Below are 20,542 nucleotides of genomic sequence, written 5' to 3'. Positions count from 1 at the left end.
ATTATTACCTATTATTTGATTGGTTTTAATCTCGCTGTAAAATGCCTTAATACTGGAGGTTCATATTCAAAATCCAGTCCTTTTAATGTTGGAAACTTATCTTTAAGACCAATTAATGCATCCGCAATATAATCCATATGATCATTGGTATAGACGCGCCTTGCTATTGTTAAACGCATAAACTCCATATCCGCATGTTTTTGTTTACCTGTTTCAGGATCTCGACCTAATAAAAATGAGCCAATTTCAACGGCACGAACCCCCGATTCAAGATACAGTGCATTGATAACTGCTTGTGCAGGGAATTGATCCCCTGGGATTTGCGGAACCAATTTTTTACAGTCAACAAATACTGCATGTCCACCTGTAGGATATTGAATCGGGATCCCTCCTTCACGCAGCCGATCCCCTAGGTATTTGACTTGACCGATACGATAATGAAGATATTCTTCGTTAGCACCTTCTTCAAGCCCTTGTACCATGGCAGCCATATCACGGCCCGCTAAGCCACCATAAGTGACAAACCCTTCCATTGGTACGCAACGTTGCCTTGCTAAAGTAAATATATTTTCATCATTCTTAATCGCCACTAAACCACCGATATTTAATAGCGGGTCTTTCTTCGCTGACATTGTTAACGCATCAGCGTATTTGTACATATCAAATATAATTTCTTTTATCGTTGCATTTTTATATTTTGGGTCACGCTCTTTAATAAAATAGGCATTTTCACAGAAACGTGCCGAATCCATCACGACAAAAATATTGTGTTGTTTTGCAATCTCATACACTTCTTTAAGATTTGACATTGCAACCGGTTGACCACCCGCACTATTACAGGTTACGGTTGAAACAATAGCAACTACGTTTTCAGCCCCATACTGAGCTATATTATCTTTCAACTTCTGAATATCAAAATTGCCTTTCCAGTCATCATAGGTTTCAGAGTCATAGGCTTTTTCCGTAACAATATTAATCGCTTTACAACCGTTTAACTCCACATGCGCTGCGGTTGTATCAAAATGGAAGTTCGAAATAAATACAGGCTTTTTGGCTCCTCCTTGTTGCCTTTTAACATTCAACAATACAGGAAATAACATATTTTCAGCGCCACGTCCTTGGTGTGCAGGAATGGCATAATCATAGCCAAACATCTCTTTAACTTTATTTTTTAAATCGTAATAGTTACGCGATCCTGCATATGCTTCATCACCCGTGATCATCGCTGCCCACTGGTGGTCACTCATTGCGTTAGTGCCTGAGTCAGTTAATAAATCGATATAAACAGCGCTACTGGGTAATAAGAACGGGTTGTAACCTGCCTCTTTTAATGCAGCTTCCCGCTCTTCTCGAGATGGAATACGAATATTTTCAACCATTTTAATACGGAACGGTTCTACGATTCTTTTAGCCATGATAATACCTTTAATTTTTCATTAAATAACAAAATAGCGGTTCGTGCCTATTATGAATAAGCTAACGATAATTGAGAGAAAAGAAGAAAGGACTATTTATGAGGAAAAAAGAAAGCTAAAGAAACATCCATATTGAACCATTTCTTCATATAGAAGAAACACCTTGATATTAGCAGTTCATTTAACAAAGACATACTATTCTCCTTTAATTAAGGATTAGTACAACATTTGACATTATATATATAACAACCGAGCTGATATTTTAATCACAAGTGTCATGATATTGTACATACATCACACTCTTTTTCATTTACCCAACAACATTATGAACTATATCACAATCCTATTGAGATTATTGAAACTTACTCAATAAAAATAAAAAAATATTTAACCGATTGTTTTATAATGAAAATAAAATAAAAACCACAGATTAATAACAGCTTTTTAAATATAAAAATTTAGATGAAAGACTATTTCATATAAAAAATACAACTTAAGTTAAATAAAAATAGCCATTATACTAAGTGAGATTTTTAACTATATTCATTAACTCAAAAACCCTGCTAGATTTTTATTAGTGGCTTAATTTACGGGTAAATTATATTTAAACAAAACATCTACATTAATAACTTATTCGTTACGTTTGCTGGAATGAGTCGTATTAACGCAACATAAATACTGATAAGAAATAACGAAACAATCGCTTTACATCCCTAAACACTTCGGTCACCAGTAGAGAATTTTGTTGCTCATAGCTTACAATTTATTAGAAGCCATATTTGAGGGATCCCATGAGCCACTTCGTATACGATAACATGCTGTGGCTTATTCCGTCTTAAAAAGACAATCAGTTTATTGGTGGTTTTGTTTTCTACATTCATTTGATAAGTCAAAACGGGCTAGATTGCCCGTTTTTATTGACTATCTGGCCACACTGTATTTCACTAATCCGCCATTGTTTATTTCAATATCATTAGAATAACTATTCGCTAATTTAATAAAAGTATTATCGACATTATTGAAAAGTCTATTGAAATCACTAAGCTCAGCTCGATGAGTTATATTACCGTCTGTTACGTTCATCAGTAAATATCCCCACTGACCTCGCCAATCTTCATTTAACAACACCGTTTGATTACTCACATGTAAACTATGCAAATGGTTGTATCCATTTTCAGTGATCACGGAAAATTCACCATTATCATTAAATTGTAACAATGAAAATAGCTTACGTGATGGCTCTTGTGCAATCGCATAAATATTGCCATTTGGTGATTGTTCAACTTCATTGATCCGTAACGGCAACCATTTATGTCCAACGACCTTTCCTTTATCAGTATCAAGGGTAATCTCAAGTGACCCCATGTCGTTACCATAGCTATACCAGATAATAAGTTCATTGTTTTGGGTTGCAAATGAGAAGTTAGAATTATCCGCAATTTCTTCTGGATAATAAGACTTAACTAAGTCACGTACATTAGCCAAATATTGCCATGTGCTACCTTTATCAAGCGTTTTAAAAATAGCTTCATTACTCACGGATAAATAGGTTTGATCATTTTGTGTATGCAGTATTTTCCCCATAATTAACGTAGAAAATTGTTCTCCATATTTATCCTGCCAAGGCTGCATCTTCGTGATGGAATAATCAGATAAATTTAAAACTCGACGACCATCGTCAAAAAACAGTACACATTCCGTTTTATCACAGGCCGCATTATAAAAACTGTTATCCCCTTTATCTATATAATGTATTCCTGTCTCATCAGCAAAAAGCACCTGATAATTATAGTCATGGTAAGGTAGATTATAGGAAGAGTAATAGGCTGTATTGCGGCTACTTTGCGCAATAATCAACATTCCTGTTTCTGTAGGGTACGATTTTAACCAATCAAAGTCTGCAATTTCCATCGCATTCGCTTGGGGGTTATCCTGCCATGTCCACCCTTGTGCATTACCTCGGAAATGAAAAGCGATGGTTAAAATTACACAGATAATGAATGCTAACGTAATAATAATAAAATTCTTACTGAGAAATGGGTTCATACACGTACCTCAGTAACATAACCTGACTTTCCACGTTTTAAGCGTAAATAACGTAAATAGTATTGAGTTTGAAAATGTATTCGGCCACGTTGCGACACCGAAAAATAAATTGTTATGCATAAAGCGCTCAAAAAGCCAATGCCTAATGAGATAGAGGATGCCATGCCAATAAACTCAATGCCATTATCCATCATATATTGCCAATCCCAACGATCCCAGTATCCCCCTCTTTCCGAGATATCAGCGATATTCATCGACAAAACCATAAGGGTAAAAAATGCGATCATTCCCACCATGAATATCCACAATAAATAATAAAAACTACGTTCTGGTGGCCAGCCCCCTCTACTTATTGAGTAAGCAAGCTGATCTTGCCGATTAAAAATACCAAAAACGATTTCTTCATTTTCAGCCTGACGTAATTTTTTATGGTAGACTTCAATGTCATCGCCTTGAGCCATAAATAAGCTATGGTTATTAAATACAGGTTCATTTACTGGTGTTATTACCGTAAATTGTTTTCTATCAATCTGTATTATTGTTATATTGCAAATTTCCTGAGGGCCTCGATATCTCATAATCGCACTCTGAAATGATTCCACTAAATTAACTTTGCCGCGAGTCAAATTAAGCTCATCCTCCTGTGATATTTTAGGTTCACGGACAGCTTTAACTTTCATTGGTTTTATCTTAGGATTACGTGTACCTAATATATTAATTTGTGGTGTGTTTTCAGGTGTAATTTGATATTGCCCAGCAATAACCTTATCTAACGCTTTTAATATCCATTTTCTACGTGGGCTAATAATATAGCAGATCTCTTTTATAACCAGAGCCCCCATAACCACACCGCTAAATACGGCAAGACATGCCAATGACCCCAACAGAATGAGCCAAAAACTCTCTTCATCATAAGCAAAGCAAAAGTAAGCTAATATTGAGAATGAGGATAATCCAAGCGCCCATAAAAGTGATTTTAGCATTCCTCGATGAAAGCCAACCTCTCTATCAGGCTCCAACCGCCCCTTTGTTTGATGAAACACCCAATTAATCCAATAACTCCCATCATTTAATCTTTCAGCACAGATCACCAGTTCATCACCTTGTTCGAGTTTTTTTAAAAAAACCTCACCGTGTTTAAAATCTGCAAGATTAAAAAAGAAGACGAGGTCAGACGCTATCAATCGAACCATTCCTGTCGGAATAACTTTTTGATAATCACACTGAGATAAAGTGACATTAAAATATTGAACACCCATTTGCTGTGCCTATCTTGTTTATTAGAATTTAACTATCTTAGTCAAAAAAGATTATGCTCCCAATAAGAATTAGGCTTTAATATTAGAATTCAGATAATTACAGGCTAACATCCGTGACACGCCAAAAAATCACAATCAATGATATTTTTCGACATAACCGGCAAGGGTGGCTAGCAAAGAAAGTTTTTACTGTTAAACTTGAACAAACCGTCGATTTAGTGCGGTAAAACGGAAAATGAGCGGACTCTCCCAAAACTCTATGATCGATTAAATAATCACGATGACTTCACAACCAGCATACAAGCAAATTCAATCTTATATTCTGCGTAGTATTGATTTAGGTATTTTTAAGCCTGAAACACAGATACCCACAGAACTAGAACTGTGCGCACAATTTAATGTGAGCCGCATGACAGTGAATAAGGCCATTTCGGAACTGAGCCAAAAAGGCATACTGAATCGCATTGCTGGTAAGGGAACCTTTGTCGCCTCACAGAAACACGAGCTGCCTGTCACAAAAGCATTTGATATTTTCGATGAAATTTCATTAAGCGGTAATAAATATAGTGGTCATCAATTACAACTCAAAGTCATTGCCGCTTCGGCTGAAATTGCTTTACAGCTCGGCGTGATGGAAGGCAGTGATATAAGCTATTGTAAGGTATTACATTTTGAAAATGATATTCCACTGATGCTTGAAGAACGCTATGTAAATCATGCCCTCGCACCTGATTTTGTGAAACAACACTTTGGTGATACTGAAACGCCGAGCGGCTACTTACAACGAAATTTTCCTGTCAGTGAGATGGAACATACCATTGAGGCCGCATTAGCGACTAAAGCGATTGCACAATCTTTATCAATTAAAGAAGGCTCACCGTGCTTACAGCTTAGCCGCCGTACGTGGACGGGTTCCACATTAATCAGCTATGTCCATATGATAACTGCCGGCTCGCGTTATAAATTAAAGCTACATTCACGTATTGATACACCTTAATTTGATCGAAAAAAATGGGGCAAATCTATATGCCCCAAAGCGACTGATAAAACAAGCACAACTAACACCTGTTACTTATTGAACAGGAATACATCACAACAAATTTAAATTACATACCTTGGTAAATTGGCCCTTCTCCCCCTTGTGGAGCTGTCCAACAAATATTTTGTGTTGGGTCTTTAATGTCGCAAGCCTTACAATGTAGGCAGTTCTGCGCATTAATCTGCAACTTAGGCTGGTCTTCAATACTCACAATTTCATACACTCCAGCGGGACAATAACGCGTCTCAGGAGCTGCATATTTAGGTAAATTCATCTTTGTCGGTACATGATTATCTTTTAATTTCAGATGACAAGGCTGGTCTTCCTCATGATTTGTATTCGACAAAAAGACCGACGATGGCTTATCAAAGGTCAGAACACCATCCGGCTTTGGATAATCTATTGGCTGAAAATTATGAGCTTCCTGTAAACATTCATGGTCGGCCTGTTTTAATTTAAGAGTCCAAGGAGTTCGCCCCTTTAGTAAAAGCTGTTCAGCACCAAATAATAAGGAGCCTAAATACAAGCCTTTTTTCATATAAGGTTTGAAATTACGTGTCTGATGTAATTCTCGATACAGCCAGCTACGCTCGAATTTTTGACGATACTCTGTTTTAAACCTTGCATAATCAATCACATCATCATTCATTGATTCAAACAATGCTTCCGCAGCAAGCGCACCGCTTTTCACTGCACAATGGCTTCCCTTGATCCGTGCTGCATTTAAAAAACCGGCATCATCCCCTATTAATGCTCCACCTGGAAAACTCAATTCTGGTAATGCTGCCAATCCTCCAGCCACTAACGTGCGCGCACCGTAGCTAATGCGTTTACCACCTTTTAAAAAAGCACTGAGTGATGGATGCGTTTTAAGTCGTTGAAATTCATCAAAAGGTGATAAATAAGGATTTTCATAATTAAGGCCTACAACTAAGCCAATAGCAACGAGGTTTTCACCATAATGGTAAGCAAAGCCACCACCGTACGTACGGCTATCTAAAGGCCAACCAATTGAGTGAACAACCAAGCCTGCTTGATGTTGTGGTTTAGGAATTTGCCAAATTTCTTTTAATCCTAACCCATAAGTTTGCTTTCCACGTCCACTGTCTAAATCAAAACGTTCTATAAGTTGCTTACCTAATTGGCCTCGACAACCTTCGGCAAAAAAGGTCATTTTAGCCAATAAGTTCATACCGGGCTGATACAGTGAAGTGGGGTTGCCTGATTTATCAAGCCCCATATCCCCGGTTGTTATACCAATAACGGTGCCTTCATCATCGTAGAGTATTTCCGTTGCCGCAAAGCCTGCAAATACGTCGACGCCAAGCTTTTCTGCTTGTGAGGCTAATGCCGCACACACTTGGCCAAGGCTACCAATTAAATTCCCACTATTTTTTAAGCTAGCGGGCAATAAAGCCAGTGGTAACCGGCTTGCTTTCTGTTCTTTTAATAACAAAAAGCGGTCTTCTGTTACGGTTGTCAGCTCACTTGGCAGCATCTGCTGCCAATTCGGTAATAATTCATTCAAAGCTCGTGGATCAATAACCGCACCTGATAAGATATGAGCCCCTATTTCAGCACCTTTATCAATTAAACAAACAGATAACTCTTTGTTTTTCTCTGCCGCAAGTTGCTTTAGACGAATTGCAGCGGATAATCCTGCTGGCCCACCACCGACAATCAGGACATCAAACTCCATCGATTCCCGCTCGGGAGCCTCACTTACATTGACACTATTGTCGATAGCCATGATCCCCCCTTTAAGCCAACGCTTTATCAAATTCAGGTAAGACCTCGAATAGATCACCCACAATGCCATAATCAGCAACTTGGAAAATCGGTGCTTCTGGATCGCGATTTATCGCCACGATCACTTTGCTCTCTTTCATACCTGCTATGTGCTGGATCGCACCTGATATTCCTACCGCAATATAGAGATCGGGCGCAACGATCTTACCGGTTTGTCCAACTTGATAATCATTCGGTACATAACCTGCATCAACGGCAGCTCTCGATGCACCAACCGCGGCCCCAAGCTTATCAGCGATAGTTTCAAGCAGCGCAAAGTTTTCACTCGAATTTAAGCCTCTACCGCCTGATATCACGACCTTAGCAGAGCTCAATTCAGCGCGGCTCATTTGCGTTAATGATTGGCTTTTTAATTGAGATAACGGACTAAAATGATTAACAGTGCATTCTTCAATGGCAGCTGGACTTTGCGTTTCAGTCGTACCAGAAAAAGCGGAACTACGGATTGTTAATACAACTTGCTGACCATTGTTTTGTACCGTTGCTAATGCGTTACCTGCATAAATAGGACGCACAAAAGTCTGTGCATTAATCACTTCAGTAATGTCAGAGATTTGTGCAACGCCTAACGTTGCTGCAACACGTGGAGCGATATTTTTACCGTAGGTTGTGGCAGGAAATACTAAATGGCTATAGTTTTCAGCAACCGCAATCACGGCATCAGTCACAGTTTCAGCAAGCGGGTGAGCGAGCTCACTGTTATCTATGAGGATCACGTTTTCAACACCCGCGATCGTTGCCGCTTGCTCTGCCACCTGCTTACATTGATGTCCTGCAACAAGCAGATGCAGCTGTCCTTGCCCTGATAATATCTGTTTTGCGGCAGTCACACTATGGTACGTTGAAGATTTAATTGTTTGGTTATCGTGTTCAACCATAACTAATATGGATAATTGGCTCATGATGATTCCCCCGATTAAATGACTTCTTTTGCTTGTAATTCACTGACTAATGCATTGACATCATCAAACAATGTGCACTGGCCTGATCGCTTTTTCGGTTCAGTCACGGTCAATATTTTTACCTGCCCTAACGGGGTAAAATTCATTTCAGAGATGTCTTGTATTTCAAGCGGCTTTTTCTTCGCTTTCATAATATTAGGCAGTGTTGCATAGCGAGGTTCATTCAAACGTAAATCGGTTGTTACGACCGCAGGTAGCGGTAAAGACAGCGTCTCTAAACCACCATCAATTTCACGTGTGACCTGTAATGATGAGCTTTCAACTTCAATGGAAGACGCAAAGGTTGCTTGCGCGCATTTAAGTAATGCCGCTAGCATTTGCCCTGTTTGATTACAATCATTATCAATCGCCTGTTTACCGAGCAGAATTAAATCAGGCTGTTCAGCGATGACCACTTGCTGCAATAAACGAGCAATATCGAGAGGTTCTAGCACTAAATCATGAGGTCTTTGAATTAAAATTGCGCGATCTGCTCCGATTGCCATCGCACTACGCAACGTTTCTTGGGCGCTGTTATCCCCTATTGATACCACAACAATTTCATTCGCTTTACCAGCTTCTTTCAGGCGGACAGCTTCTTCAACTGCAATTTCATCGAAAGGATTAATCGCCATTTTGACATTCGCTAATTCCACACCGGAGCCATCCGCTTTCACACGAACTTTAACGTTGTGATCAATAACTCTTTTAACAGCCACTAAAATTTTCATAAAGACTCCTAATTACTCTCTGCCAGAAGGTGTTTTTCAGGCTGAGCGGATCCTTAGCAGTGATTATTTCACTGCTAATATTCCCGCTTATTTTTGTTTTAACGTTATTTGTTACTTATATTTATTTGCTATGGGTTATGCATTTGATGATGGCAGTATCAATCTGTCCGCTACTGACATTGGCCATATTTTAATTGCTGCATAGTAAATAATACTGGTAGCCACTAAGCCAACAATCCATGAGATATCAACGCCCCCCAGTTGCTCAACCAAAGGCCCTGTATAGAAACCGGTTGCAATAAAAGGCAGTTGAATGAGGACGCCAATCACATAGGTAATAATGCCCACTTTATTCCAACGCCCATAACGACCATTAGGATTTGATAATTCAGGGACGTCATAACGTCCTTTCGTTACCCAGTAGTAATCCACAAGATTGATTGCACTCCATGGTGTAAAGAATGCGAGTAAAAACAGTAAGAAGGCTGAAAATAGTTTTAAGAACGAGTGTTGTCCAGCAAGACCGAGAACCGTCGAAAAACTCACCATCAAGATGATGAAAAACAACCTTTGACCACGAGAAATTTGCTGCTTACCACGGAAGCCACAGAAAATAGCCGCCATTGACATAAAACTGCCATATGCATTAAGTGCAGTGATCGTCACCTTACCAAAGAAAATACTGATATAGAGTAATGCTGCGATCAGTCCAGTACTACCAAGACCAACAATATAGGCAACTTCATGACCCGCAAATGCATTACCTGCTAGGGCCGCCGCAAAGACCCCTAAGATCATTGATGCTTGAGTTCCAATAACCGTTCCCGAACCTACCGCTAAAAATGCTTTAATGGTTGGTGTTTTTGTCGGTAGATAACGAGAGTAGTCCGCAACATAAGGACCAAATGCAATTTGCCATGATGCCGACAAAGACATCGCGAGTAAGAAGTTAGTCCAACTGAAATGGCGATTTTCCAATAAAACCGACACATCATTCATATAGAATAAGCGGAAGAATAGGTAGAAGAAGGCGATCACACCAATCACACTCGCCGCTTTACCTAACATGTGAATGATTCGATAACCACAGATCGTGATTGCGATGATCACGGCACCAAAGATCAAAATTCCTACCCAATCACTGACATTCAGTAATTGCCCAACAGCTTGCCCTGCCAATACGGTACCACTAGCAGAGAAACCGACGTACATCATGCACACTAACAGTATTGGGATTACCGCACCATATACACCAAACTGAACACGACTTGAGATCATTTGTGGCAGTCCGAGTTTTGGCCCTTGCACGGCATGCAATGCCATAACAGCTCCCCCCAACAATTGGCCAATAAATAAACCAATTAATGACCAAAATACATCACCTCCTAACACGACAGCCAATGCCCCTGTCACGATAGCCGTAATTTGTAAGTTGGCACCGAACCAAAGGGTAAATTGGCTCGATAATGTCCCGTGGCGTTCCGACTCAGGAATATAGTCTATTGATCGTGCTTCGATTAAAGGAACATTATCCTGCCGATGTTTTTTGTCTGCGGTTATGTCGTTTGAAACTGTCATGGTAACTCCTCTTTAAGCAAGGCTGGCTTAAAGAATGAACCAATTTGTCATAATGGTTGTTGTAGGGTACAGCCATTAGACTCTAAGTCGGACGTTATTATGTTTTTATAAACAGCCCGCCATTAAAAATTGAAATACATTCTTAAACCTGGTTGTTGTTGTGTTTTTAATTCCATGATCCTGTTATCAGGTCGTTCATCCTATTGCAGTTTTTACTCATTACTGGTGGATCCTGTCCATCCACCAGCGTATTCATCTTTCACGATTAAACCGAATCTAAAACCGCTCGCGAAATAATGATCTTTTGAATTTCTGAAGTGCCTTCAAAAATTCGTAAAATGCGTGCATCACGTACATAACGTTCTAAAGGTAAATCACGAATATAACCGTAGCCACCATGCAGCTGTAATGCCGCATCGGTCACAAAGCCAGCGCACTCCGCGGCAAATAATTTTGCTGTTGCGGATTGCAAACTAAAACGCTCTCCTGAGTCACGGCACTCTGCCGCATGCCAAGTCAGCATACGCGCTGCTTCTAACTGTGTGTACATATCTGCAAGACGCCACTGGGTGCCTTGATAAGCCGCTAATGGCTTTTTACCGATTTGACGCTCTTTAACCCAATTTAAAGCACATTCCATCGCTGCACGAGCGATCCCTAATGACGTGGCTGCCACTTCAACACGCCCTTTATCTAAGACTTCCATGGCTGTATGAAAGCCTTTATTTTCTTCGCCTAATAGGGCCGACTCAGGCAACCAGCAGTTCAATGCAAGCTCATAGATTGTACTCCCACGTAGCCCCATGGTTTTTTCTGGGGAAGAAAACTCAACACCCTCAGTACCTTTAGGGATCATAAATGCACTGATACCACGGGCACCGGCTTCTGGGTTTGTTTTGGCATATAAGACAATAAAATCAGCTTCTTTAGCATTGGTAATATAATGTTTATTTCCGCGAATTCGCCAGCCTCCATTTTCTCGGGTAGCGACAGTGCGCATATCTGCTGGATTTGATCCTGCTGCGGGTTCTGTCAGACCAAAAGCGCCTAACATCTCACCACTTGCTGCTTTAGGTAACCAATACTGCTTTTGCTCCTCGGTACCCCCTATTAGGATCGAATCTGTCGCAAGGAAATGAGCCGTTAACGCGGATGAAGTTGATGCGCAAGCGGCCGCTACGGCTTCGACGATCATACTCATCGCAATACTACCAATGCCGAACCCACCATATTGCTCAGGTAAATTGATCCCCCAACATCCCATCTCCCCTAGAGCAGCCAAACTTTCCGCACAAAAAGTTTCTGTCTCATCATAACGTTGTGCATTCACTTGCAGAATGTCACGACAAACCTTTTCAACAGCATCGACAATTGCTTGTTCTGTCTCATCTATTTGAAAGCTCATTGTATTGCCTCCGCATTTTTAATTGTTATATTGGCTGATTTATAAGCATGATTGGCTTCGCCCAAGCGAGGTGCTCTTTGCATGGCTCGCGGCTTGCTACCATTAAAGAAAACAGGTTGAGATACTAACGGGGTTCCACCATCATCAAGGTAAGTGAGAACTTGACGAGCCTTTGCATGTTCGCTTTGTGTCGCTTGCTGCAAATTTTGGATCGGTGAAGCAGGCACCCCTGCGTTTAGCAGTTGCTCACACACTTCTTCAACCGTTTTTTGTGATGTCCAATGTTCGATTTCTTTTCTAAGATCCGCGTGGTAAAGGGTTCGCGTTGGATCATCTTTATAGCGAGGATCATTGCGTAGTTCAGGCCGCCCCATACACTCACAGAAACGTTGGAAAAGCTTTTCACTGGCAATAGCAATAACAACTTGCCCATCTCGTGCTTGATAGGTATCAAAAGGTGTTGAAACAGGATGACGATTTCCCACTAAGCCCGGCGCTTGACCGTGTGCAAATAGATTTGATAGTCCTGTCAGCTGCATACTCAACAGCACATCGACCATCGCAACATCAATATATTGAGCATGTTCTTGGTGAGCTTCTCGCGCAAACAAGGCGCTGCTGATCGCCCAAGCAGCAAAGATGCCAGCACAGACATCCCCTATCGACTCCCCACTACGTGTTGGGCCTGTTTCAGGAAACCCCGTTACACTCATTAATCCTGACATTGCTTGTGCAACAATGTCATAAGCAGGATAGTTAGCAAGTGGGCTATCTTGCCCAAAGCCAGATATGCTGGCATAGATAAGTCTAGGGTTATGCTGTTTCAAATTGTCAAAATCAATTCCCAATCTTGCCGTAACACCCGGTCGAAAATTTTCGACGACCACATCACTCTCTTTCACGAGTTGATATAAGATCTCTAGGTCGTTCTCGGATTTAAGATCAAGCTCAATACTGCGCTTTCCTCGATTGATCAGCCCGTAATAAACACTTTCCCCCTCAATAAAGGGACCTAAATGACGACTGTCATCACCATGGTCAGGCACTTCTATTTTGATCACTTCAGCACCTAGGTCAGCCATCATGCCTGTACAATAAGGCCCTGCAAGCACACGACTGAGATCGATCACTTTGATCCCTGATAATGGCCCTGCTCTTTTTTGTGTTGACACCATTTTCATACTGATATCCTTATAAAACGAGCCAGCCTCAAATAAGGCTGGCCAAAAGCGCTACTTGACCATCGGTAAGTTCAGCCCTTGCTGTTTTGCGCAGTTAATGGCAATGTCATAACCCGCATCAGCATGACGCATCACCCCAGTCGCAGGGTCGTTATGTAAAACACGAGCCAGACGTTTGTCTGCGGCATCTGTCCCATCACAAACAATGACCACACCAGCATGTTGGGAAAAGCCCATTCCTACACCACCACCATGATGCAGGCTGACCCATGTTGCGCCTCCCGCGGTATTCAATAACGCATTTAATAGAGGCCAATCAGAGACCGCATCCGAGCCATCTTTCATTGATTCTGTTTCGCGGTGTGGACTTGCCACAGAGCCTGAATCCAAGTGATCACGGCCAATGACAATAGGCCCTTTCAACTCACCATTTTTTACCATTTCATTAAACGCACGACCGAGTCTTTCACGATCTTTTAAACCAACCCAACAGATACGTGCTGGCAAACCTTGAAATGCAATGCGTTCACGAGCCATATCCAGCCAATTATGCAGATGCTTATCGTCAGGAATTAACTCTTTTACTTTTTGATCTGTTTTATAGATATCTTCAGGATCGCCAGATAAAGCAACCCAGCGGAATGGCCCGATGCCTTCACAGAATAGAGGGCGAATATAAGCCGGAACAAAGCCCGGAAAATCAAAGGCATTACTGATACCTTCATCTTTAGCCATTTGACGAATGTTATTCCCATAGTCAAATGCCGCTGAGCCGCGTTTTTGCATGGTTAACATCGCATCAACCTGTACCGCCATACTTTTCTTAGCCGCTTTCGTGACTTCAGCCGGTGCTGTTTTTTGCTTCTCACGCCACTGTGTTAATGTCCAGCCTTGAGGTAAATAACCATGAACAGGGTCATGTGCACTCGTTTGGTCGGTAACAGAGTCAGGAATAATGTTACGTTTAACTAATTCGCTATAGACATCGGCTGCATTTCCTAATAAACCGACAGAAACAGGCTTGCCGTCATTTTTGGCTTGTTCAATATATTGCAATGCCTCATCCAGGGATGTGGCTTTTTTATCGACATATCGAGTTCTTAGGCGAAAATCGATACGACTTTCATCACATTCAACGGCAATCATGCTAAAACCTGCCATTGTCGCTGCTAAAGGTTGAGCGCCCCCCATTCCCCCGAGACCACCGGTCAGGATCCAACGACCCGCAGGGTTACCCTTAAAATGCTGTTTAGCTAAAGAAACAAAGGTTTCATAGGTACCTTGAACAATGCCTTGTGAACCTATATAGATCCAAGAACCCGCGGTCATTTGACCGTACATCATCAAACCTTTTTTATCTAACTCATTGAAATATTCCCAATTTGCCCAATGAGGGACAATATTTGAGTTAGCAATTAATACACGAGGTGCATCCGGATGAGTTGGAAAAACACCAACAGGTTTGCCGGATTGCACAAGTAAAGTTTGATCATCTTCGAGTGTTTTTAATACCTCTAAAATTTTGTCATAACATTCCCAATCACGAGCTGCACGACCAATTCCACCGTACACGACTAAGCTTTGTGGATGTTCAGCCACATCAGGATCTAAGTTGTTTTGGATCATGCGGTACACGGCTTCAGTGAGCCAGCTTTTACAAGTTTTCTCGCTGCCACGTGGAGCGCGGATAACACGTGTAGAGTCAGTACGGTTTAGCATTGCTGTATCCTCTATTTCTTTATTTTACTTAACATTTTTACAACAATAAATGATGTTTATAATGAGTCATTACTTATCACGTAAAAATCCCTTTTGGATAAAAAACGCATATAATCAATCTATTAGTGGTATTTTCAGTGCTGGTTTTTATCCTCTCCGGAGGATTCGTCTTCGACTTGCCTTTAAATATATATACATTTAATTCACAAAGTATATACATTTAAATTTGAATTTTTGTATAAAGATTAGATAGAAAGAGGATGAGCAACTATACAACAAAGGTTAACTCGCTATTTATTCACAACAAAATGTATAGACAATTGAACACTTCTCTAGACATAAACAAATAGCTGAAATGCGAAGTGCTTCACATTACTGGCTCACAACAAGCTGTCACTAGCATGGCAACTCTATTTCTAAACACGACCATTCTCTCAATCAATGGAAAATTGATTGAGTTTCATTATTTTTTGCAATATCGGTTTATTCAAAAAGATTACAATTATTTCTAATTTAATAAATAGTAAATAATATAAAACCTAAACTCTGAAAAATAAATTAAGGCCATTAATCATTCAATAAAAAGTCATCAATAACACCTTTTAATAAAATAGCATTAATCATAAAGGAATAGCCTCAGTGAGAGTTTCAAATAAAGCAGTCATGGATATTACAACGTTAAACAATAGAGCTGTTGAGCCTAGAAAAATATCTAAGATCACTGCACAAAATTTATTTAGCTTCCCTTTTTTTAAAAAGAAGCCACAGCAACATATCCCCCATCTCAATGAAATATTTTATCCACCAGCAAGCTATTTTAGCCATATCACTCAGGCGGTAGAAACACAACAACACCGACCCCTCTCTAGCCAATCTATTTCTGCATTGTGTCGGTCTGAAAACTATCGATACACCATAAAACCAGAAAACTACTCATTTAAAATAATATCTTTTAAAATCAATGAAAAACCACCCATTTCATTCGTAAGCGATATTCAGCGATTTCGATTAAATTATATTACTGATAAAAATCAAACAATTAGACTCACAACATCACAAGATGTAGCCAATCGTTTTTCCAGCAACACATTACCTATTATGAAATTTATTGAGCAAACTTATCAAGACGATCTGCGAAAGACACTGGATAAACTCATTATTGATAAATCTCAATATAAACTACTCTGCCTAGATGGAGTGAATAATCATGAGATAAACATAGGGAAAGTCGCCTCATCTAACGCTATCGATAGTGAGTTTGGTTTTCAAGGATTAAGAAATCTCTCTTCAATATTAGACATGGATGTAGAGAATATTATCCAAACATACCGTGTGCTTGAAGACCAAAATAAATTACAAGAAATGCCCGTTAAGGTGCTAGTCGATCATCTCTTATTAAGGGATCTTAATAATGGTTCTGTTTTATTACTCAAACAAAAGTTAGCGGATATTTATGAAACGACCTATCAAGTGACCAGTAATAAATGCTTTGAACTCATCAATATTAAAAATAAGCAATCGTATTCAAATATCAAAATAAAAACGTCAACAGCGAGTGTTATTACTCTGTATAAAAAGAAAAATCAATTTATCATGAAGTATGTTAATGACACATTAACGGTCAATATTAAACGTTAATTAAAAATAAGACTCATCAACTGTATCTTATCAATTATTGTGCCTCGCTGGGGAAGACGTCGGTTATCTCAATCACACCGACGTCTCATTGTCGTTATCCGCCTAAATAGGCATTACGTACGGCTTCATTAGCAAGTAAAGCTTTGCCGCTATCTTCCAGCACAATACGTCCATTCTCAAGCACATACCCGCGATCTGCTAGCTTTAGTGCCTGATTTGCATTTTGCTCGACAAGAAAGATAGTCATGCCCTCTTCACGTAACTGCAAAATAGTATCAAAAATTTGCATAATAATAATTGGGGCTAAGCCAAGGGAAGGCTCATCAAGAAGCAATAATTCCGGTTGGCTCATCAAAGCACGACCGATGGCTAACATTTGCTGTTCACCACCAGACATTGTGCCAGAACGTTGACTACGCCGCTCATGCAAGCGAGGAAACAACGTATAAACACGTTCAATACGCTCTTGGTATTGCTGCCTATTCGCAAAAAAGCCGCCCATAGCCAAATTTTCTTCGACAGTCATTCGTGAAAATACACGACGCCCTTCAGGCACTAATGCGATATCCTCGCGCATAATTTTAGCGGTCGGTAGTTGAGTAATATCCACGTCTCGGTAAAGAATTTTCCCTTCAGAAGCCCGCGGATCACCACATAACGTACTTAACAATGTGGTTTTACCAGCCCCATTTGCTCCAATGAGTGTGACAATTTCCCCTTTTTGAATATTCAAGCTGACTTGATGTAATGCTTGTATTTTTCCATAGTGGGCAGAAACTTGTTTAAATTCTAACATTAGTAAGCCTCCCCCAGATAAGCTTTAATCACATCAGGGTGCTGACGAATTTGATCAGGCGTGCCGTCGGCCAAAGGTGTACCTTGATTGACAACATAAATGCGATCTGAAATCCCCATCACTAACTTCATATCATGTTCAATCAACAAAATAGACACTTGATAATGAGAACGTAATTCAGCGATCAGCTCATCAAGGTCATTCGTTTCTTTTGGGTTTAAGCCCGCGGCAGGCTCATCCAACATTAAAATTTCAGGTCGTGTCACCATACAACGTGCTATTTCTAACCGGCGTTGCTGCCCATAAGCTAAGTTCCCCGCTTGACGATTTGCAAATGGCAATAGGTCGACTCGTTCCAACCACTTGACTGCATTATCAATCGCTTCTGATTCAGCTCGGCGAAATGCAGGGGTTTTCAGCAAGCCAGAAAAAATACCGCTTTTTAAATGTTGATGTTGAGCCACCAAAAGGTTCTCAATCACCGTCATCTCTTTAAATAAACGCACATGTTGGAACGTTCGAATGACGCCTAGACGCGCAATAGCCTGACCCGATAAGCCTTCTAAATGCTTTTCACGATATAAAATTGCCCCACTGGTCGGTTTATAAAAACCCGTTAAACAATTAAAAATCGTTGTTTTACCCGCCCCATTAGGACCAATTAAAGAGACTATTTCGCCTTGGTTTAAAGTCAACTCAACGTTGTTGACGGCTAAAAGTCCACCAAAACGCATAGTAAGCCCATTAACTTGCAACAGAGGGGTCATAGATGCACTCATGCTTTCTCCCCCTCATTCGCTAATTGCTCTGCATTTTTTAACTTCATTTGGCGACGTTTCATGGGTAACAGCCCTTGTGGACGCCAAATCATCATTAGCACCATTAATGCCCCCAACAGCAGCATGCTGTAAGCATTCAAATCTCGCATCATCTCACGAGAAACAACCAGTATAATTGCTGCTAATATCACCGATGTTTGCGATCCCATGCCACCAAGTACGACAATCGCTAATACGAAGGCTGACTCCACAAAGGTAAAGGACTCCGGACTAATAAAGCCTTGTCGTGCAGCAAATAATGTTCCCGCAAATCCCGCAAAAGCCGCACTAATTGTAAATGCAGTTAACTTAATTTTCGTTGGTGATAAACCGAGAGAACGACAAGCAATTTCATCTTCTCTTAAAGCTTCCCAAGCACGTCCTAATGGCATACGTAATAATCGATTAATGACAAATAACGTCAATACCACTAAAAGTAACGCAACAAAATAGAGGAAAATAATCCTATCGCCGGCGCTATAGTCAATACCAAAGAAGTTATGGAAGGTATCCCACCCCTCTTTTGCTGAACGGCTAAACTCTAGACCAAAAAAGGTGGGTTTCGGTAGCTGGCTAATACCATTTGGCCCCCCTGTAATTTCCGTGTTATTGAGCAATAAAATACGCACAATTTCACCAAACCCTAAGGTCACAATCGCTAAATAGTCTCCTCGTAACCTTAATACAGGAAAACCCAATAAAAAACCGGCTAAAGCCGCCGTAAGACCAGCAATTGGCAAACTTTCCCAAAAACCAAAACCATAGTAATGATTAAGCAATGCAAAAGTATAAGCTCCAATAGCATAGAAGCCTGCATAGCCTAAAACCAATAGCCCAGATAGCCCTACAACGACGTTCAAACCCAGCCCTAACATCACATAAATTAATGTCAGTGTGGCGATGTCCACGCTCCCCCGAGACACAATAAAAGGCCAAATAATTGCGGCAATAATAATCACCACCGCAAGGATTTTTTGCCTCGTTGTTGAACCATCAAAGTCAGGAATTGACCACGATTTTTTAGGAACGCCCTGCCACACTCTCGTTAATGATGGGCGTATTAGTTGAAAAACAAAGATCACCGCTATTCCCGCAAAGATCCAATTCCAACGAACAGAATCCCCACTGGATACGACTAATTTTGTACCATCAAGGGTTAATTGTAGCCCCATCATAAAGACGGCCAGAATAAAGAACATCACCGAAGCAACAATGGCGTTAATCCAATTTTCTTTTCTCATACTTTTTCGACCTCCGGGCGTCCCAGAATGCCGGTTGGCATGATCAACAACACACCAATCAATAAACCAAATGACACAACATCTTTATATTCGGTGCTTAAATAAGCCGAGGTCATTGCTTCAGCAACACCTAAAATTAACCCACCAAGCATAGCGCCAGGAATACTACCAATCCCACCTAATACTGCGGCAGTAAAGGCTTTCATTCCCGCCATAAAACCAATATAAGGATTAATAACCCCATAAAATTGACCGAGTAATACGCCTGCCACCGCGGCCATCGTGGCACCAATGACAAAGGTTAATGAGATAACACGATCTGTGTTAATACCTAACAAACTGGCCATTTTTAAATCTTCAGCGCAAGCACGACAAGCTCTTCCCATACGTGAATAGCGAATAAATAAAGTCAGTGCCAACATCGCTAATAGCGTCACCACCCAAATGGTCAGTTGCATTTTTGTAATGGTGGCTTCAAAGCCATCACTTTCACCTAAAACCCACTGTCCCGTAATCAGACTCGGTAGTGCCAGATCACGTGAGCCTTGTGATAGGCTGACATAGTTTTGGAGAAAAATTGACATACCGATCGCAGAGATCAGTGCAATCAATCGTTTAGAATGGCGAACAGGTCGGTATGCAACGCGCTCAATACTCCAACCATAGGAACTTGACACCACAATGGCGGCGACAAAAGCAGCGGCAATCAGGATCCAACCGACATCAATACCTAACATCATCAAGCCCGCGATCACAATGAAAGACACGTAGCTGCCAATCATATAGACTTCACCATGTGCAAAGTTGATCATACCGATGATGCCATACACCATCGTGTAGCCAATCGCGATCAAGGCATAAGTGCTGCCTAACGTTAAGCCATTCAGGAACTGTTGGATAAAATAAAGAATTTGATCTGACATAGG

General features: G+C 40.6%; 16 protein-coding genes. 2 read left to right on the top strand and 14 right to left on the bottom strand.

The window, feature by feature from the left end:
* Nucleotides 1–11: 11 nt before the first annotated feature.
* The 3 genes from O7C57_RS03360 to O7C57_RS03350 form a co-directional block, all read right to left on the bottom strand.
* Nucleotides 12–1,415, bottom strand: coding sequence for a tryptophanase (locus O7C57_RS03360; protein ID WP_154622102.1), 1,404 nt, complete (start codon nt 1,413–1,415; stop codon nt 12–14).
* Nucleotides 1,416–2,336: 921 nt separating this feature from the next.
* Nucleotides 2,337–3,461, bottom strand: a complete 1,125-nt coding sequence (locus O7C57_RS03355; RefSeq protein WP_154623632.1) for a hypothetical protein — start codon at nt 3,459–3,461, stop codon at nt 2,337–2,339.
* Nucleotides 3,458–4,720: a hypothetical protein gene (locus O7C57_RS03350; RefSeq protein WP_269723626.1), complete on the bottom strand. Its 1,263-nt coding sequence runs from the start codon at nt 4,718–4,720 to the stop codon at nt 3,458–3,460. Before O7C57_RS03350 ends, O7C57_RS03355 begins: the two co-directional genes overlap by 4 nt.
* A gap of 280 nt (nt 4,721–5,000) precedes the next feature.
* On the opposite strand from O7C57_RS03350, the gene O7C57_RS03345 reads away from it, so the two are divergent.
* Complete coding sequence (locus O7C57_RS03345; RefSeq protein ID WP_154623630.1) at nt 5,001–5,717, top strand: UTRA domain-containing protein; 717 nt, start codon at nt 5,001–5,003, stop codon at nt 5,715–5,717.
* Nucleotides 5,718–5,826: 109 nt separating this feature from the next.
* On the opposite strand, the gene O7C57_RS03340 is transcribed toward O7C57_RS03345, so the two are convergent.
* From O7C57_RS03340 to hutU, 7 genes are all read right to left on the bottom strand, one after another.
* Nucleotides 5,827–7,509 carry an electron transfer flavoprotein-ubiquinone oxidoreductase gene (locus O7C57_RS03340; RefSeq protein WP_269723625.1) on the bottom strand — a complete coding sequence of 561 codons (1,683 nt, stop codon included), beginning with the start codon at nt 7,507–7,509 and terminating at the stop codon, nt 5,827–5,829.
* Between the two features lie 10 nt (nt 7,510–7,519).
* Nucleotides 7,520–8,470 (bottom strand): electron transfer flavoprotein subunit alpha/FixB family protein, encoded by a 951-nt coding sequence (locus tag O7C57_RS03335; protein WP_269723624.1) that lies wholly within the window; start codon nt 8,468–8,470, stop codon nt 7,520–7,522.
* A 14-nt stretch (nt 8,471–8,484) separates the two neighbouring features.
* Nucleotides 8,485–9,240, bottom strand: coding sequence for an electron transfer flavoprotein subunit beta/FixA family protein (locus O7C57_RS03330; protein WP_269723623.1), 756 nt, complete (start codon nt 9,238–9,240; stop codon nt 8,485–8,487).
* 135 nt (nt 9,241–9,375) lie between these two features.
* Nucleotides 9,376–10,818, bottom strand: a complete 1,443-nt coding sequence (locus O7C57_RS03325; RefSeq protein WP_154623626.1) for a purine-cytosine permease family protein — start codon at nt 10,816–10,818, stop codon at nt 9,376–9,378.
* 265 nt (nt 10,819–11,083) lie between these two features.
* Nucleotides 11,084–12,223 carry an acyl-CoA dehydrogenase family protein gene (locus tag O7C57_RS03320; protein WP_163863032.1) on the bottom strand — a complete coding sequence of 380 codons (1,140 nt, stop codon included), beginning with the start codon at nt 12,221–12,223 and terminating at the stop codon, nt 11,084–11,086.
* The gene (locus tag O7C57_RS03315) at nt 12,220–13,404 is read right to left on the bottom strand and encodes a CaiB/BaiF CoA transferase family protein (protein ID WP_247047490.1); all 1,185 of its coding nucleotides are present in this window, start codon (nt 13,402–13,404) and stop codon (nt 12,220–12,222) included. Before O7C57_RS03315 ends, O7C57_RS03320 begins: the two co-directional genes overlap by 4 nt.
* Before the next feature lie 51 nt (nt 13,405–13,455).
* Nucleotides 13,456–15,123, bottom strand: coding sequence for a urocanate hydratase (gene hutU / locus O7C57_RS03310; protein ID WP_163863035.1), 1,668 nt, complete (start codon nt 15,121–15,123; stop codon nt 13,456–13,458).
* Nucleotides 15,124–15,762: 639 nt separating this feature from the next.
* Here hutU and O7C57_RS03305 point away from each other — a divergent pair.
* Nucleotides 15,763–16,761 (top strand): hypothetical protein, encoded by a 999-nt coding sequence (locus O7C57_RS03305; protein ID WP_269723622.1) that lies wholly within the window; start codon nt 15,763–15,765, stop codon nt 16,759–16,761.
* Nucleotides 16,762–16,855: 94 nt separating this feature from the next.
* Here O7C57_RS03305 and livF read toward each other — a convergent pair whose 3' ends face one another.
* From livF to livH, 4 genes are read right to left on the bottom strand one after another with little or no spacing between them, the layout of a single operon-like run.
* Complete coding sequence (livF, locus tag O7C57_RS03300; RefSeq protein ID WP_154624092.1) at nt 16,856–17,557, bottom strand: high-affinity branched-chain amino acid ABC transporter ATP-binding protein LivF; 702 nt, start codon at nt 17,555–17,557, stop codon at nt 16,856–16,858.
* Nucleotides 17,557–18,336: a high-affinity branched-chain amino acid ABC transporter ATP-binding protein LivG gene (gene livG, locus O7C57_RS03295; protein ID WP_269204881.1), complete on the bottom strand. Its 780-nt coding sequence runs from the start codon at nt 18,334–18,336 to the stop codon at nt 17,557–17,559. The genes livF and livG overlap by 1 nt, the downstream gene beginning before the upstream one ends.
* A complete protein-coding gene (locus O7C57_RS03290) occupies nt 18,333–19,616 on the bottom strand; it encodes a high-affinity branched-chain amino acid ABC transporter permease LivM (protein WP_154624093.1) in 1,284 nt (427 codons plus the stop codon). Before O7C57_RS03290 ends, livG begins: the two co-directional genes overlap by 4 nt.
* Nucleotides 19,613–20,539, bottom strand: coding sequence for a high-affinity branched-chain amino acid ABC transporter permease LivH (gene livH, locus O7C57_RS03285; protein WP_154624094.1), 927 nt, complete (start codon nt 20,537–20,539; stop codon nt 19,613–19,615). The genes O7C57_RS03290 and livH overlap by 4 nt, the downstream gene beginning before the upstream one ends.
* Nucleotides 20,540–20,542: the final 3 nt, after the last annotated feature.

This window comes from Providencia sp. 21OH12SH02B-Prov (assembly GCF_027362595.1).
Lineage (GTDB): Bacteria > Pseudomonadota > Gammaproteobacteria > Enterobacterales > Enterobacteriaceae > Providencia > Providencia zhejiangensis.
Note: the sequence above shows the minus strand (reverse complement) of the source record. Positions and strands in the feature narration are given on the sequence as shown.

Bases quoted from the DNA above. Each gene is read 5' to 3' on its own strand.
- O7C57_RS03355 (WP_154623632.1), bottom strand. From the start codon at position 3,461: ATGAACCCATTTCTCAGTAAGAATTTTATTATTATTACGTTAGCATTC.
- O7C57_RS03290 (WP_154624093.1), bottom strand. From the start codon at position 19,616: ATGAGAAAAGAAAATTGGATTAACGCCATTGTTGCTTCGGTGATGTTC.
- O7C57_RS03340 (WP_269723625.1), bottom strand. From the start codon at position 7,509: ATGGCTATCGACAATAGTGTCAATGTAAGTGAGGCTCCCGAGCGGGAA.
- livH (WP_154624094.1), bottom strand. From the start codon at position 20,539: ATGTCAGATCAAATTCTTTATTTTATCCAACAGTTCCTGAATGGCTTA.
- O7C57_RS03320 (WP_163863032.1), bottom strand. From the start codon at position 12,223: ATGAGCTTTCAAATAGATGAGACAGAACAAGCAATTGTCGATGCTGTT.
- livF (WP_154624092.1), bottom strand. From the start codon at position 17,557: ATGTTAGAATTTAAACAAGTTTCTGCCCACTATGGAAAAATACAAGCA.
- O7C57_RS03350 (WP_269723626.1), bottom strand. From the start codon at position 4,720: ATGGGTGTTCAATATTTTAATGTCACTTTATCTCAGTGTGATTATCAA.
- hutU (WP_163863035.1), bottom strand. From the start codon at position 15,123: ATGCTAAACCGTACTGACTCTACACGTGTTATCCGCGCTCCACGTGGC.
- O7C57_RS03330 (WP_269723623.1), bottom strand. From the start codon at position 9,240: ATGAAAATTTTAGTGGCTGTTAAAAGAGTTATTGATCACAACGTTAAA.
- livG (WP_269204881.1), bottom strand. From the start codon at position 18,336: ATGAGTGCATCTATGACCCCTCTGTTGCAAGTTAATGGGCTTACTATG.
- O7C57_RS03360 (WP_154622102.1), bottom strand. From the start codon at position 1,415: ATGGCTAAAAGAATCGTAGAACCGTTCCGTATTAAAATGGTTGAAAAT.
- O7C57_RS03335 (WP_269723624.1), bottom strand. From the start codon at position 8,470: ATGAGCCAATTATCCATATTAGTTATGGTTGAACACGATAACCAAACA.
- O7C57_RS03325 (WP_154623626.1), bottom strand. From the start codon at position 10,818: ATGACAGTTTCAAACGACATAACCGCAGACAAAAAACATCGGCAGGAT.
- O7C57_RS03345 (WP_154623630.1), top strand. From the start codon at position 5,001: ATGACTTCACAACCAGCATACAAGCAAATTCAATCTTATATTCTGCGT.
- O7C57_RS03315 (WP_247047490.1), bottom strand. From the start codon at position 13,404: ATGAAAATGGTGTCAACACAAAAAAGAGCAGGGCCATTATCAGGGATC.